General features: G+C 66.3%; 3 protein-coding genes. All 3 read right to left on the bottom strand.

The features are described from left to right. Positions 1–72 precede the first annotated feature (72 nt). The 3 genes from G3O06_RS28040 to G3O06_RS28050 all read right to left on the bottom strand — a co-directional run bounded on the left by G3O06_RS28040 (position 73) and on the right by G3O06_RS28050 (position 17,593). Positions 73–12,810, bottom strand: coding sequence for a filamentous haemagglutinin family protein (locus G3O06_RS28040; RefSeq protein ID WP_241020279.1), 12,738 nt, complete (start codon positions 12,808–12,810; stop codon positions 73–75). A gap of 311 nt (positions 12,811–13,121) precedes the next feature. Next, positions 13,122–15,353 (bottom strand): tetratricopeptide repeat protein, encoded by a 2,232-nt coding sequence (locus G3O06_RS28045; protein ID WP_205818170.1) that lies wholly within the window; start codon positions 15,351–15,353, stop codon positions 13,122–13,124. Continuing rightward, the gene (locus tag G3O06_RS28050) at positions 15,350–17,593 is read right to left on the bottom strand and encodes a tetratricopeptide repeat protein (RefSeq protein ID WP_205818171.1); all 2,244 of its coding nucleotides are present in this window, start codon (positions 17,591–17,593) and stop codon (positions 15,350–15,352) included. The genes G3O06_RS28045 and G3O06_RS28050 overlap by 4 nt, the downstream gene beginning before the upstream one ends. Positions 17,594–17,613 lie beyond the last annotated feature (20 nt).

The raw sequence follows: 17,613 nt of genomic DNA on the forward strand, positions 1-17,613 counted from the left end.
ATCGTTCTCCATTGCTGACAAGCACCGTCTACACTCTATGTCTTCGTCCTTCAACATTCCTTCCAATTCCGCTCAGAACCTGTTCAGCTTCCCCAACTCCTCTTTGCTGAGCAACGTCTTCTGAGTCGGCCCCGCCGCCCCGAACCCCAACAACGAAACCGAATTCGACGAGTCGTAGCCAACCTGTTCCGACCTGCGCCGCTTCGATCCGCCATCCGGGCCGTTATCGCCGAAGCCCTCGACCTGCACGCTAATCGTCCAGCGACGCGGCGCCACGCCTGATGCGTTGTTCTTCGCGATGTCCTGCGCGACCTGGCTCGCCGCCGATGCCGCCGAGCTTGCCGCCGTTAATGCACCCGTGTTCACCGCCTGTACGAGCGGAATCCCGGTCGCCTTGCCCGTCACCTGGATGTTGTCCGCGTTCACCACACGCAAAGCCGCGACGTTCAGGTTGCCCGCACGAATGCCGGCGTCGCCTGCATCGACGGTCCCGCGCGGCGCGATCAGGTTCACCGTGCCTTTCGGCGCGCCCGGTATGCTCTGCAGCGTCGCGATACCCGCACCCGTCACCTGCCCACGCGAATCGACCGTGCAGTAATGGTTCGCATCGCATACATACTGCGGCGCCGGCGTGTCTGCCGACGTCTTCGCACCCTTGCCTGCGTTGATGTCCCCGTTCGAACTCCAGATCGTCATGTCGCCGCCTTGCTCGGTGAAGATCCGGCTCTGCGCGAGCAGCACGCTCTGGTCCGTGAAGATGTCGACGTTCCCCTTCTCGAGCGTCAGGATCCCCATCGTGCCGGGGCCCGCAACCACTTTCCCGGTGCTGTCGACGATCTGCGGCGGCGCCGTCGTGCTGCCGACGAGCGCCTGTCCGCCCGGCCCGAGGATCGTCACGTCGCCGCCCTGCTGGGTCTGGATCGTCGTGCTCCGGATGTCCAGATTGCCGGTACTGACCTGCTTGTTCGCACCATTCGACCCACCGCCCAGGTTGTTCGCCGTATAGCCGAACGAAGCCGGGAACAGCGTGTTGATCGCCTGATAGCCTCTCGCATACTGGCCGCTGTACGGACTCGACGGATCGTTGAAGTCCGCGCCCACTTGCGCGAGCACGCCGAACAGCACCTTCTCCGCGAAGAGCTGCTGTACGTACGACGGCAACGCCTGGAATTGCTTCCACGCTTCGTCGGTCGTCAACCTGCCAACCTTCACCTGCGCCGCATCCTTGTCTGCCTGCAGGCCCGTATCGACGCCAAGCCCCGCGTCGTACTGCTCCATGAATGCAATCAGTGCGGGCGTTGCGCTCGGGACGCCTGCAACCGAACTGCCCGGTGCGATATAGGTCGAGACGAACCCAGGCAGATCGACGCCGGGACCCACGCCGAACAGGACGTTGACGTTCGCGCTCTCGTGCGGCAGGTTCGGATTGTTCGCGTTTCCGACTGCATCGATACCCGTGAACGGAGCCGTGATGCTGCCTGTTTGCACATTCCTGTTGTACAGCTCGCCCTGACTCGTCAACGGGCCGATATTTCGTCCGGCCTGTACGTCGAACCAACCGGGGCCGCCAACTGCCAACACGGGTACCGCGCCACCTCCGGTGTTCGGAATCGGCGTATCGTAAATGTCCCGGCCGGCCACGATACGCGTCACGTCGGAACTGCGCAGATTCTGCCCCCAGAACGCCAGGTTTACGATGTCCTGGCCCGCCTGCAGAAGCGCCGGCTTGTCGATCGAAAGCGTGACGAGATTCTGGTAAAAGCCGTCACCGCTAGCAGATGTATCGATCCCGCCGTTGACGATGCTTCCGTTCAGACTATAGAGCCGCGCAGGCAGCGTATCATCGCCGTGAAGCGCCCCGGTCGCATGGGCGGCAATCGTCACGTTCGTCAACGCAGGAATACTGACATTCACCTGTGGGTTCGTCGGGGAAGGCATCCGAGAAGGATCGGCATCGGACATGCCGAATGTATTGGGCAATGCGACATTTGTCTGCTTGGCCGCCACATTGGAAAGGTACACGGACTGGTCTGCAACCAGATTCAACTGGCCGACGGCAGACGGATAAAGCACGCCACCCGAATCAATACTGATCCCGCCGCCGAATGCGGTCAGATTGACGTTCGCTGGCAGTATTCCATTCGCTCCCGTCAACAAACCACCTAGCGCGCCAAGGCGGACGTCTCCGGTTGTGGATAGAACATTCACCGCGGAGGTCGGCGAGTAAGCCTGATTGTCAGGATACTGCCCGTAATAATCCAGACGGACAGTGCGGGTAGGCTGATCACCGGGCGGCGCGAAGGTGCTCGCATAAGACGGATTCAATACTTGGCCAATGTCCACGCCTTGTCGCGCCGTGACATCGAATATGCCATCCTGCGTCGCGAGCACAGTAGAGACGGCAATCGAACCCACCCCGGTTTGTGGAGATGACACGACGATATCCGACCCGATGCGTCCGCCAGCCGAAATCGTCCCCTGTCCCTTCGCGACGAAGTAGTCACCGCTAAGAATGTCGCCACCGGCTCGCACCGTCAGATTTCCGCCGCCTACGGTGACAGGCTTGCCGCTTCCGTTCAGGTACCACGTGGTCGGCAACGACACGGCCAGATCCGAAATATTGCCACCGGCGCTGATCGATACATTACCGCCAACGCTCATTACACCTTGGTCAAACGCACCGAAGTCGATCGAGGTCCGCGTCAACGGAGCAAGGACGATCTGGCCATTGGAAGTGGTTCCTGCCGTGACTTCCATCCATTGCCACCAGTACTGGCCGATGCTGTTGCCGGCTCCCCCCGTTACCGCCCCGGCAGTATCAATCACGTTCTGCATGCCCGTGATGTCGCCCTGGGCGTGAATCGTGATGTCGCCGGCCGAATCGGGATTCACCGCCGGCGTGACCAGAACGTCCTGCGTGCCGCTCGCTCCGCGTGCGATAGCGATCGCGGCACCAACCGGCGGTGCCCCTGCAGCGGGTGCGCCGGCCGTATAGATCACACCGGGAATGGTCAAGGTTGACGAATCGGCCGTCCTCGACGTGTCGAACAAGGACACTTCGTTACCGGCCGCCACGTCGATCGATCCCGTGCCGGTGCGGATCGTTACCGGCTCGACGAGTGTCAATCCGTTCCTGTCGACATAGCTGGTATGTCCGCTCAGAATCACATTGCCGGTACCGGCGGAGGTCGCCCCTGCATTCGCTAGCGTCGAAACCGGTTGCAATGCGAGCGGGTTCGCACTCTGCACATCGGCACCCGACACGATCCGGTATGACGAGCTACCACCGCCAAGCAAGGTCGCGAAAGCTATCGGCATCGGGTTGTTTGGCGTCGGCACGTTGGCTGCCGCGTTACCGGGCAACGCACCGATGTTGATGATGCCTGTGTCTGGAACCGATGCGGGTGCGATCGGTGCATAGAACATGTTGTAGGCATTTCTAGGTGGGAGAAGACTAGACCATCGACTATTGAAATAGTCCGAGTACGCCAGCATGTAATTCGAATAGTCTGCCAAGTACGCAGCTTGGGCAGAACCAATCGAATTGCGTTGCAACCCGACCGGAGGCGTGGGCGCAGCGGGCGTCCCGAATCGGGTTACCGTCGGGCGAGCGTACCCAAACAGATACGACGTCGGGCTCTTGGATCCTGTCAGGTCCGGCCCCCAATAGGCAGTCAGATAATCCGAATAAGTGGCGAAATCAGCCAGCACCGGCGCCGGCGTCGTCGATGGCCTGATCGGCAGGATGTGCCCAATGTAATTCGATGCCGTGTCCGGCGACGTCCAAGCTTCGATATCCTTTTGCCAAGCTCCGGTATATGACAAATACGCAGAGTAATAGCCGGCCGTCTGTCCCGTTAGCGGCGAAGCGAGCGTCGCATTCGGATCTAGCGACGCCAGGCTCGCCGTAGCGCCAGTCGTAAAAGTCACCGTCACCTGCGTCGGATCGTCGATCGACACGAGTTGATCGAACTTCTGCTTCGCGTCCGTATAGGTCCCCGTCGCCGTAACCGGCCCCGATCCACCGAGAATCGACGCCACCTGGCTCTGATAGAACCCGTCCGAAATGCTTGCGTATGCATCGAAGTTGTTCGCCGCACGGAACGTCAGCGTCGGCGCGATCGTCGATTGATAGCGGAAATCGGGCGTGATGCTTCCGCTGTTGTTCGGCGCGCCAGCACCAAGGTTCCAGTTCGACAACACCGAAATGTTACCGCCGTTGACCGTGTTGCCCGGATTGTCGAGCTCGATGCCCGGCACGATGCTGAAGTGCTGCAACGTGGTGCCGGCGAACTGGCTGGCAACACCATCCGGCCCATGCTGAACAAACGCCATCAGCGTACCCGGTGACGTTCCCGTGCCGTTCGCGCGATATCCATAGAAGGCCACATGATCGGCGTTCGCGGTCCCCGGCGCGAAATACGCGCCCGTCAGGCCCGTAAAGCTGCTCCCGGAAATCCCGTTTCGCAACTGGTCTTCGGTCACCGCAATCGACTGGCCAGTCGAGATATTGGTCAGCGTGCCGCCTCCCGTCCCGCCCGGTGCATAGGTGTACGTTACCGGCTTGCTGCCCGGCACCGTGAAAGTGCCCGCAAGCAGGTGACCGCTACCGTCGTACCAGCCTGCCGGATCGATGAGGCCGTCGAAATGCTGCGAACCCGTTGTCGCATCCGCCGCGCTCCACGTTGCGTACGCTTCGACGGTCGTCTTGCGTGAGCCATGCACGCCGGCCCCGTCGAGCACGACATTGACCGTGCCGTCGCGCAGCAATGGTGCACGGAAGTTGACCGTGCCGTCGAGCGTACCGCCAGGCGTACCGCCGGACACATCGATCGATGCGTTCGCGCCGACCCATATCAGCCCGGACTGGGCGGCAGACACGTTCTCGTAACCGTAAGTCGCGTTGTACGGATTGGCCGCGGCCGGATCGAACGTCGCGCTCGTGCCGATCACGACCTTGCCGCCGCGCTGGCTCGTATTGGTTGCCTTCGCCAGCAGCGAACCCTCGACATCGACACCGCTCTTGCCGAACAGGCTGATCTGCCCGCCGGCGTTGCCCGACGCGTCGATCGTCCCCAGCACGTTCACGTTGCCGTTCGCGGTATCCGATGCATTGCCCGCGCCACCGTCGGCCGTCAGAGACACCGATCGCGCGACCAGCGCATTACCGCCCGACAGCGTCAGGTTGCCCGACCGCGTATGAATGTCGATCGACTGGCTCACGCCGCTCGACGCGAGCGTCTTCGCCAGCGAATCCAGATCGGCCGCGCCGGCCGTATCGAGCGACAGCGAGCCGCCCGCGTAGCCGTTCGTCGCGCCGCCCTTGATCGTGCCGTTCAGATTCACGACTTGCTTCGGCGCCGACAGCGTCAGGCTGCCTGCCGCGCCGCCGCCTTTCGCGCCAGAAAAATCGAGCGTCGTACCTGCCTGAACGTCGACCGTTCCTGCATCGGCGGTCAGGATGATCGAACCGGCCGGCGCATACTGCGTCACGTCGAAGAACTGCTTCGACACGCCGGCAGCGCTCACCGTCGAACCGCCGCCGATCGTCAGGTTGCCGGTCGTCGCCTCGAGACTGACATTGCCGGCCGGTGCGGCGATCGTCGCACCGTTGTCCGCCAACGTGCCGCCGATGAATTTCCACGCGCCGCCAACCGGCGTTTTCGTCAATGCGGTGCCCGCTGCGCCGTTCAGAGCCAATGCGCCGGTCGTCTTCACGGTCGACGCGGAACTCGTATCGGCCAGGTACACGGGCGCATTCAGCGTCACCGGCAGCGCACCGAAATCGAACGTCCCCGTCCCCTGCCCGACAATGCCGCCGGTCGCGGTCAGGTTCGCCGACGAGAATCCGCTCAGCGTCTTCGTCCCCGTGCCGAAGTCGATCTCCTTCGCGTTGACCGTCAGCGTGCCGTTGCCCGGCGTAGCCGTGCCGTTCGGCGCGCCCGTCTCGTTCGTGAACGCGATCTGCTGCCCGTTCAACGTGACGTGGCCGCCATCGCTCGTGAACGTGCCCGCGCTCAGATCGACGCTCTTGCCGAACGTCGCATTCACGTCGCCGACGAAACCCATCGTGCCGTAGCTGCGCAGCGTGACGAGATCCGCGTTGCCCAGTTGCGCGAGTCCGGCCGGATCGATCACGAAGCCCGGCAGATTCGCCGCGGCCGCGCCGCTCGCGTTGGTGAACGTGATCGCCGAACCGTCCACCGTGATCGCCCTCGCCGACAGCACCACGCTCGGATCGACCTTCAGGTTGCCCGACGAATCGAGCATTAACGCCTGGCCACCGGAGAGCGTCGCACCCGCATCGACGGTCAGCAGCCCGGCACCGGTGCCGCCCGTGCGCGTGAGCGGCGCCATCGCGCCGTTGGACACGCGCAGCAATGCGCCGTCGCCGGCGATCGTGATTGGTTGATCCTTTGCCGCCGGGTAGTCGCCGGCAGCCACGATCGATGCGCCCGCGTCGACCCGCAGGCCGTTCGCCGCATTCGCGTCCGCTCCGCTCGCATCGGTCTTCGTCACGAGCAGGATCTCGGGGCCCTTCAACGACGAGTTGGCATCGTTCGACACCACCACGCTGTTCGCGATCGGCGTGATCGTCACGCCTTTCGTCGTCGCCGCGCGCGTGCCGCCGATCAGCAGGCTGCCAGCGTTCAGCGAGTCGAGCGCATCGCCGCCGATCTGCAGATAGCCCGGCAACGCCGCGCTACCGTTGCCGGTGATCTGGATATCCCGCGATGCGATGTCGACCTCCGCAGGTGCACCGCCCGCACTCGCCGCCGCGTCGAGCGTCGCGCCAAGCGCGAGCGCCTTCGTCGCGGCCAGTACGAGCTGGCCGCCGTCCACCGGCAGCGGCGGGGTCACGTTGCCCTGCTTCGCGGCCTGCGCGGTGAAGAAGTCGTTCGCGCCCTTCAGCGTGTACTGCGAGTACTGCTGCCACGTCGCACCCGACTGCACGTTGAAAAGCGTCGGCGTTGCGCTGCGGCCACCCGTCACCGCATCGGCAAAATATCCGGCCGTCGTGACGGTGCCGTCCGGCAGCACCTGCGACGCGCCCGGGGCGACGTTGCCCGTGACGGCCGATACCGTCACGCGATACGCGCCCGGCAGCGTCGCATATTTACCCGGCAGCAGCGTGTAGTAACCGGGCGCGAGGCCCGGCAGGCCGGACAGGTACACGGCCTTGCCGATCGCGTCGTTCATCCCGGCCTGACCGACGCCCAGCGTCACGGTCTTGGTCGTCGGCGAGCCGTTGCTGGCGACGTCCGGCTGCACGGCCTGCGCGAACAGCGGGTCGTATGCGGCGACCGGCGATTGCACGCCCGGCACGATGGCATAGACGTTCCCGGCGCCGGCGTTGACCGGCACCGCCGTCGCACCCTTGCCGCTCGCGTAGCTCACGTTGTATTGCGACAGCACGTCGCGCGTGCCGCCCGTGCCCGGCACCCATTCGGCAGCCTGCAGGTCGCCGCCGCCGGACAAGTCGATCGTCGCGCCCTTGTTGAGTGCGACGCTCGTGCCGTTCACACCGATGTACTTCGCAGGCGGCGCATTCAGGTCGGAGACCGTCGTGCCTGCGAGCGGGTTGAATTGCCATTCGACACCATCGATCGTCGTGCCGTAAGGAATGATCGATCCGCCGTTCGACACCGACGTCACGCTGCCGTTCGTGAACGTCACCGAATCCGTCGCCACGAGCGGCAGGTTGCCGAACTGCTTCTGCGTCGTACTGTTCGTCGGGTCGCCGACGCCGAATACGAGTGTCCCGGACGGTGCACGTACGGCACCGCCCTGCACAATGTTCGTCGCGTCGACGAGCAGCGTGCCGCCGGCTGACAGCGGCGTGCCGGATGAACCGTTCGTGGCGAACGTGACGGTGGTCGGTGCGGGCTTGCCGGTGACCGAATCGACCGGGCCGACCGCGTCGACGATGAACGTGCTACCGGTCGCCGGATACACGTCCGCTGCCTTGAACGTCACGTTGCCAGGCGTGTACAGCATGCCGGGCGCCAGCCCGACGGGGCCGCTCTGCGCCGCGCTGGTCGAACTGAGTCGGATATCGCCACTGCTCGTGAAGTTCGCTTGGCCGAAATTGTTCAGTTGGAACTGATTGCGCAGGTCGAGGAACGATGCGTTCACGTTCAGCGTCGCATCGGAGAGCGTCGCGACTGGCGCGAACGCGGGTGTCGATGAGGTTGCCGTCGGCCCCGCCAACCCGACATAAGGTGCGTTGATCGTCACCGTCGTGCCGAGCGGATGCGCCGGCGCCTGTGCGAGCAGGCTCACCAGCGCCGAATTGCCGTTCGCCGGGGTAGACAGCAGCGTCGAGAGCTGGTCCATTCCGATTGCCGCGATGCGTCCGGTGTTCAGCGTCACCGATTCGGGCAACGTGAGGTTCACGTTGCCGGCAAACACGATCGGCGGCACCGGCGCACGAATCGGAGACGGCGTGTTGTCACCCAGCACGAGATTCGCGATTCCCGAATCGTTCAGGCGGTCGGCGGCGAACTGGATCACGCCGGTCGGCTGACCGATCGGCTGCCCGGTGGTCGGATCGATCGCGACCGAGAAATCCTGGCCGGATGCAAGCCCGACGGGAACGAGCATGCCGCTCTGCCGCACGACGAGTGCCGTGGCGCCGGCCGAGCCGCTGATCTGATGCGGCAGGATCGTCAACGTGCCGCCACGTGCCTGCGACGCGCCACCGTGACCCGCCAGCGTCGCATCCGAGAAGAGACCGTACGCGGCCGACAGCGTGATCGAGCCTGCATCGCTCCATACAGGCTGACGCGCATAGGTGCCGTTCGCCTGCAGTTGGTCGAAGTTCGCCGACGCGCCCGACGCGTCTATCTTCGAACCGGCCTGCGCGACCACGTAGCCCGAATCGCTCGACAGCGTCACCGCACCGCCCGGCAGAACCTTGCCGGTATTCGGCACGACAACCGTACCGCCGATCTTGACCGGCGCGGCAAGCGGATTGGCAAGCGCGACGCCCGATACGTCGAGCGTCGCATCCGAACCGAGCCAGACGGACCGGCTGTTGCTCGGCGTGAAGACATTGAACTGGCCCGGTTGAGGGGCCGTGGTTCCGGTATCTGCGCTCAGCACGATCGACCCGCCCGGCGCGACCACCGAGCCGAGCACCGTCACCTGCTTCGGCGATGCCAGCGCAACACTCGCCCCGGCGTCCGCATTGATCGACGCGCCCGCTGACAACGTGACCGCGCCGGTCACGCCCGAATACGACGGCACTGTGCCGCCGGACGCCGCGGTCAGCCACGACACGGCGTTGCCGCCGGTCAGCACGAGGCTCGTCGGTTGCCGGTGATACGCGTCGAGCTGGCCGATCGTTGTCAGACCGCCCGCGGACAGGTTCGCGCCCGACCCCGTCTGCAGGAGTGCCAGTGCGTCGGGCAGCAGATTCCTTTGGGTCAGCGCAACCGTCGCGCCCGGCGCGATGGTCGAGTCGTAGTACGCGTTCAGCACATACTTGCCGAAGCCCTGTCGCGCAAAGAAATTCTCGGGTAGAACCACATCCCACGGTGCAGCTGCCGCCTTGTCTCCGCCGATCCGGAAGCCGAGCGCGCCCAGCGTCATCGTGCCACCGCCCGAGAAACCCTCGCTCAGGATCGTGCCGCCCATTGCAATCGTGCCAGCGGTCGGCTGGGTGCCTGGCAGGTTCGCACCGCCGTCACCCGTATCACCGAATTGCGCGCCGCCGGCGGGTACCGCATAGGTCTGCAACGCAACGTTGCCCCCGCGCCCGGCCGGCACGCCGTTCTGCATCAGAAACTGGCCGTTCGCAAGCATTTCTCCGCCGCTCGAAACATCGAGCACACTGCCGGGCTGCAGCAGAATCGAACCCGTCGCGTCCACGGCGTTGCCGTTCACGAATGTCGAACTCTGTTTCGCCGACAGCGAAATGCTCCCGCCGTTGATGAACTGGCTATTGCCGGGCGTCGTGCCCGGCGCTGCCTGCACGTCGTTGTTCACCCACTGGCCGGCCGCGCTGATCACGCCCTGCGGCCCGACGACGACGTTACCGCCGCTCGTGATCGAAATCGAACCGGACGGCGCGGACAGCCGCCCCGCGACATTCACGTCGGCGCCAGCCGCCGGGCTGTTGAGCGAGATCGAACCGCCCGGCTGCAGGTTCAGTTGCGTCCCCTGCGCCACCACGATGCCCTTGCCTGCGTACTTGTCCTCGGTCACGTTCAGGGTCGCGAAACCGCCGTTGTTCAGCGTCGCAACGGGAACGACCTGCGTCGCAAGCAGGTTGTTCGGATCGTTGGCCGCCAGCGACTGGGATGCGGTCTTGTCGATCGGTGTATCGATCGAGAATCCCGGCATCAGCGCACCGAGTTGCGGTGCATTGTCCTGCAGGATCGCGAGGCCCGACGTGCCGTTGACCGTCAAGGTTGAGTTGGCCGAAACGTTCCACGTCATCCCGGCCAGTGCGTTGCCGGCCAGCTTCGGATCAGCACCCAGGTTGAACGTCCCGCCGGACGGCAGGCTGTTGCCCTGCATCTGCTTCGCGCCGCCGAACGACTGCGCGCTGATGTCGCCGTCGAGCACCAGCGCCTGCGACGCGAACAGGTCGAGCGTACCCGCATTGCCGCCGACGATGTAGTCGGACTGGTAAGTGCCGCTCGTCAGTAACGGGTTGTACCAGGATTTCGTCACCCCCCAGCGCGGATGATTTTCGACGAACTGCCCGGCGATGCCGACATAGTTGTCGTAAGGGCTTGCCTGCCCGATCGGTACGATCGCGCCGTTGGCATCGACGAGCCGCGTCGTGTTGACGATCCCGCCGTTGTAATGCACATACCCGCCGTTCAGGTTCATCGACGAACCTGCAGCGGTCATCACCTCGTTGCCGGACAGCGTGATCGTGCCACCGTTGGTCAGCAACTGGTCGACGGTACGCGGGATCAGGTTCACGTACCCCGAAAGGTTCAGGATCGGGCTGCCGACCCATTGCACGCCGTCGCTACGCGTGCCCGTCAGCGTGCTGTCGACTACCGCACCCTTCAGCCCGAACAGGAAGCTGTTGCGCAGCAGCGGCGAATCGGCCAGCTCGTTCTGGCCGATCCGGTCGACCGTCACGAGCGTTTGCGAAATCGGCGCCTGCACGTTCGCCAGCCCCGACACGTCGATCGTCGCCCCATCGTCCACGTAGATCCGACCCGGCACTGCCGTCTGGCCCGGCACTTTGTTCGTCACGACCGACGGCGCGTAGGCCGTCACCGACACGTTCGAGCCCGGCGCCTCGATCAGCGAGCCGCCCTGGAACCACACGGAACCGGCCGTCATGGTGATGCCGCCCGGCGTGAATGTCGTACCCGGCGTGGACGTCGCCGTCTGGCCGTTGTTGTCCGGCAGCACCGTCGTCACCGATCCCTGGCCGAAGCTCAACAGGCCGGCACGATTGATGGCATCGCCTCCACCGCCGTTGCCCGTGACCGGCGTCGAACCGGTATAGGGATTACCCAGCGGATTGTTCGACGCATACTCGTCCGCGGTCGAGATCGTGATCGTGCCCGGCGTATTCACGCTCGTCGTCACGCCCACCACGCCGTTCTGTGCGACCCGGCTGCCGAGCAGGTTCACGTTGCCGCGCGCGGCCTGCACGATACCCGTGTTCGTCAGCGTGCCGGCGGGCGTGACGTCGATCGACGCGCCAGTGGCCGGATCGACCGTCACGATCTGGCCGCTCAGTTCCGGCAGCAGGACCTGCGGATTGATCGTTTTGCCCGAGTTGGGCAGAAGGCTCACCCCCACGCCCGCCGCCAGCACGACCTGCCCCGACGTCGCCGAAATGCTGCCGGCATTCGTCACATTCGGCGCGGCGACCAGCACGAAGCCGCCGTCGCTTGCCGTGCCGTTGGTATGCGTCGTGATCGACGCGCCCTGCTCGATGGTCACATCACCCGGTGCCTGGTAAGCGCCGGTCAACGTCACCTTGTTCCCCAGCCCCAGCACCTCGTTCGGCTTACCCCCCGCCCCGACCGTCCCGCTCGAACTCCCCGACTGCGGATAAGCCAGCCCGCCCGTCGTCCCCGCCGGCAAGCTCAAGAACTGCTGGTTGCTCGCGACAATCCCTGCAGGCGTCGGCACCAACTGATTCTTCATGTCGAGCAGGTTCAGCGACGAAGCAACGAGCGAATGCACATTGACCTGCGACCCCGCACCGAACAACACCCCATTCCGGTTGATCACATACACCGCCCCCTGCGCGGTGATGTTCCCGAGAATCTGGCTCGGCCTGCCGCTCGGATCGTTGATCCGGTTCAGCACGGCCCAGTTGTTCGCGCCGTTGGTCTGCGTACCACCCGACTGGTCGAAATTCAGCGTCGTCTGCCGGCCGACGTTCATCGTCTCCCACGTCAGCACCGCGTTCTGCCCGGTCTGCTTGACGTCGACGTTCACGTGCCCGCTGCTGTCCACGTTCTGCGTCGGCGCATTCGCGTTGAACCACAGCACCGGATTGTTCGTATCGCCCGACGCGCCGGCCGCCACCTGCAGCCCGCCCGGCGTCAGCCCGTTCGGCACGCTCGAAGGCAGCTTTGCCGCTGCAGCCGCCGCATTCTGCTGCGCGGCAATCTGCGCGGCGATCGCATGCGCGGCATACCCGAGGTTGCGGATCGAAGGCTGGCTCGCCTGCAGCGCCTGCTGCGCCGACACGCCCAGATTCGGCATGCCCGGCGCGCCACCGGCACCGCCCGCGCCGCCGCCCGATGCACGCGCGGCCGCCGCCCCGAGGTTCATGATGCCGGCCGCCTGCACGTGCGCGGACGCGCCCGCCAGCAGCATCAAGGCCACGGCCCGGACCAGCGGCCGCAGTTCCGATTTCAGGACCGGGCGCGAGCCCGTCGCGTCAGGTTGTCGTGCCGTGCGTGCGCGTGCTGCCATTCTTCACCCCGAATCCTATGAAATTGCGCTTGACGACGGTCGCGCCGAAAGCGGCGCCGATCCGTTTTCGCGCTCGGTCGTTGCAACCGGGATCGAACCCGGCCACTGGAACCCCAAGAACATACGAAGGCCCGATGGCAGCGGCGTGGCGGGTGTTACGGACCATTCGGGCCGCATGCGAAAGGTCCGTAGCTTTTGTCACAGTCGGTCGGTCACGCGGTTGTGCGGATACGGGCCGCGAGGGCCTGCGCCACACGCTCGACCAGCGCCGGCCAGTCGCCGGGAAGCCCCTGCCGGAACAGCGTCGCGCTCGGATACCACGGGCTGTCGTCGCGTTCGAGCAGCCAGCGCCAATCCGGCACGCGTGGCAGCATCACCCATACGGGGCGCCCGAGCGCGCCGGCCAGGTGCACGACCGACGTATCGACGGCGATCACCAGATCCAACGAGTCGACGAGCGCGGCCGTTTCCGCGAAATCCCTCAGCTCCGCCTCGAACGACAGCACGCCGCTTGCCGCGAATGCATCGGCGTCGCGCGGGCGTACGCCTACCTGCAGACTGACGAACGTCGCATCGAGCGCGACGAGCGGCGCGAGCGCGGCGAACGTCATCGAACGGTTTTCGTCGTTCGCATGATCCGGATTGCCCGACCACGCGAGCCCCACGCGCAATCGTCGCGGCTGGGCGGCCGCATCGAGCCGTTCGATCCAGGCGGCGCGCCGTTGCGGGTCGGCATGCAGGTACGGCACGTCGGCCGGCACCGTGTCGAGCGTCGTGCCGAATGCGAAAGGCAAGCTCATCATCGGGCAATGGAGATCGAACGTCGGTGCCGGCTGCCCGTCGACGACGACGCGGCTCACACCGCGCAGCGTACCGAGCAGGCCGGCAAGCGCGGCCGGTACGTCGATCAGCACGGTTGCGCCGCGCGCGTGCGCGAGGCTCGCGTAGCGGCAGAACTGCAGCGTGTCGCCGAAGCCCTGCTCCGCATGCAGCAGCAGCGTGCGGCCGGCGAGCGGCTCGTCGCCCGTCCATTGCGGGCGGTCCGCATGACGCCGGTGCAACGTCACGTCGGCGGCATCCCAGCGCGCTTCATGCTGCCGCCAGCCTGCTTCAAAGTCGCCCATCACCAAACGGCAGAACGCCTCCGACCGGCGCGCGACACCGTGATTCGGGTCGCGCCCGCATGCCAGCGCGAAATCGACAAGCGCGGCTTCATGGTCGCCGAGTTGCTGCCGGGCGACCGCGCGCGTATAGATCTCCTGCGCCGTCCGGCCCGGCGCACCGACGGCCGCCGCGTAACTCGCGAGCGCATCGTCGTAGCGGCCGAGCAGTTGCAGCGCGATCGCGCGATTGCACAGCACTTCCGCATGCGGGCCACGCGCTTCGAGCGCACGGTCGTAATGCGCGAGCGCTTCGTCGAACGCACCGAACGCCCGCAGCGCGCCGGCCCGGTTGCGCAGCGCGTCGAAATCCGCCGGTGCACGCGCGAGCGCTTCACCGTATGCGTGCGCGGCTTCCTCGTGCCGCCGCAGCCCGAGTAGTGCATTGCCGCGGCCGACCCACGCGCCGAGGTTGTCGCGGTCGCGCGCCAGCAGCCGGTCGCTGCGCTTCAGCAACTCGTCACGCAAATGCAGCAAGTCAAGCGCGACACAACTCACGAACAGCAGTTGCATGTCGTCCGGCATCCGCGCGAGCGCTTCGTCGAGACACGCCAGCGCTTCGGCCGGACGCCCCAGTTCGATCAGCGTATAGCCACATGCGTAGACGAGATCGGGCACCTTGCCGCGCACCACCATCGCAAGCTGAAAGCAATGCAGCGCCTCTTCGCCTCGACCCAGCGCACGCAACGCATGACCGCGTTCCGCAAGTGCTGCCGGGTCGTCCGGATCGATCCGCAGCGCGCGCTCGATGCTGATCAGCGCGTCGGCGGGCCGGCCGAGCGCGCGCAATGCCTCGCCGCGCCGAACCCACGACACCGCGCGGCCCGGCTCGCGCGTCAGCGCAAGATCGTAGGCGCCGACCGCTTCGCCGTGCCGGCCGAGCGCATGCAGCGCGTCGCCGCGCGCCGCGTAGGCCTGCGCATGGCCGGGATCGCGTGCGAGCGCCTGCGCGGCCGCGTTGAGCGCTTCACGATGACGGCCCGTGCCGCTCAGCGCCTCCGCATGATTCACGAAATTCCACGGGTGATTCAGACCGGACTGCATCGATCGCGCGATCAGCGGCTCCGCACGCACGGCGTCGCCGAGCTGGAGATGCGCGAACCCGAGCAGATGCAGCGCCTCGACGTGGTCGGGCATCACCGCCAGCACGCCCTCGTAAAGCCGTTTCGCGCCCGCGTAATCGCGTTGCTCGAGTCGCGCGCGCGCATTGCGCAGCGCATCGTCGACGGCGGCCCGCAGCGGCGCGGCACCCGCGCCGAACGCCGGTGCCTGCGCCGTGCTCATCGCGACGCTCCCGCCGCCAGTGCCGGCAACGCGTCGCGGAGCCGCTCGACGACCGGCGCCCACTGCCCGCCTTCCGGCTGGCGGAACAGTCGCGCGCCCGGATACCACGGGCTGTCGTCGCGATCGAGCAGCCAGCGGAAATCGGGCGTGTGCGGCAGCATCACCGCGAGCGGCCGGCCGAGCGCGCCGGCCAGGTGCGCGACCGACGTGTCGACGCTGATCACCGCATCCATCGCCTCGGTCAGCGCGGCCGTTTCCGCGAAATCCGTCAGTTCGTCGCCGACGAAGCGGATCGGGCTCGCATCGAGCACGGGACGATCCTCATCACGAATCACCTTCTGCAGGCTGATCCATTCGTAGCGGTCGTCGAGCAGCGGCAACAGGTCGGCGAGCGTGATCGAGCGATTGCGGTCGTTCAGGTGCAGCGGGTTGCCGGACCACACGAGGCCGATGCGCGGCCGGCCGGCCGCACCCAGCCGCGCGAGCCAGTGCCCGACCCGCGCGGGATCGGCGCGCAGGTATGGCCCGCCCGCCGGAATCGACGACAGGTCGGTGCGAAATTCGAGCGGCAGGCTCAACAGCGGGCAATGCAGGTCGAACGGCGGCAGCGGATCGCCGCGCGCGACGAGCACGTCAACGCCATCGAGCGTCGCGAACAGCGCCTTCAGCTCGACCGGCGCCTCGACCACCACGCGAGCGCCGAGCGCCTTCACCAGCGGCACGTAGCGGCAGAATTGCAGCGTGTCGCCGAGCCCTTGCTCCGGATACAGCAGGATCGTCTGCCCGTCGAGCGGCATCCCGTGCGTCCAGCGCGGCTGCGCGAAATCACGCCGGCTGCCGTCGAGCTGGCTGTCGCGCCAGCGCCATTCGTATTCGGCCCAGCCGGCCTCGAAGTCGCCGATCGACAGGCACAGGAACGAGCGCATGCAGTGCGCGTGCGCATAGTCGGGATCGATGTCGATCGCTTCCGCATACGCGTGCAGCGCATCCTCGTGCCGCCGCAGTGCGCGCAACGCGCTGCCGCGATGGAAATGCGCAAGCTTGTCGCGCGGCGTCGCGGCGATCACGCGGGCGAGATCGTCGAGCGCGCCGTCGTAGCGATGCGTTTCGAGCCGGACGCGCGCACGCGTGAACGATGCGGGTGCATAGTGCGGATCGATCGCCAGCGCGCGATCGCACATGTCGTGCGCATCGTCGTGACGCGCCACCTGCATCAGCGCGCTTGCGTAGTTGCACAGCACGCCCGTGCTGCCCGGCTCGACGTCGAGCGCACGCGCATAGCTGTCGACTGCATCCGCGAAGCGGCCCAGATGGCTTGCCGCATTGCCGCGATTGGCGAGCGAGCGCGCATGGCGCGGGTCGATCGCGAGCGCACGGTCGCAACGCATCAGCGCCTCGTCGTGCCGGCCGAGCTGTTCGAGCGCGATCGAGCTGTTGAAGATTGCATCGACGAACGTCGGGCTCGCCGCGATCGCCGCGTTGAAATCCGCCAGCGCGTATTCGGGGTCGTGCAGGTCGAGATACGCGACGCCGCGCAGGAACAGCGCGTCGGCGCTGCCCGGCCGCAGCGCAAGCGCGTGACCATAGCTGTCCGCTGCATCGCGGAAGCGGCCGAGCTCACGCAGCGCGAGCCCGCGCGCGCGCATCGCGTCGAACGTGCGGCCCGCAAGTGCGATCGCGCGGTCGCAATCGGCGAGCGCATCGTCGAAGCGCCCGAGCGCACGCAGCATGTCGCTGCGCTTCACGTAACCGTCGGCGAACCCGGGCGTCAGTTCGAGGAGACGATCGTAGACCGCGCACGCTTCGTCGTACCGCGCGAGTTGCGCGAGCAGCCCGGCCCGCTGGAACAGCACGCGCTGATGCACGGGATTGATCGCGAGCGCCTCGTCGAGCCGCGCGAGCGCATCGTGCTCGCGCCCGAGCCCGGCCAGCACCGCCGAGTAGTTCGCAAGCGCGAGCGGCACCGGCTGGCGCTCGACCGAGCGCCGCATCAGCGGCTCGGCATCGTCGAGCCGCCCCTGCTGGAAGCGCACCGCGCCGAGCAGGTGCAGCGCCTCCGGATGCTCGGGATCGAGCGCCAGCAGCTCGGCATAGGCATTCTCCGCATGCTGCAGCGCGCCCTCGTGATGCGCCTTGCGTGCGCGCACGAGCAGCCGTTCAAGCTGCATGGTGTCGGGCGGACGGCGATCCGGCGCGACCGTCGCGCTCGCCAATGTCGTCCCTTCCCCGTTCGGTGTCATCGTGTGGCCCCCACTGATCG

Origin of the sequence: Burkholderia sp. Ac-20345 (assembly GCF_017104825.1) — a bacterium.
In the GTDB taxonomy this organism is placed as follows: Bacteria; Pseudomonadota; Gammaproteobacteria; order Burkholderiales; family Burkholderiaceae; genus Burkholderia; species Burkholderia lata_B.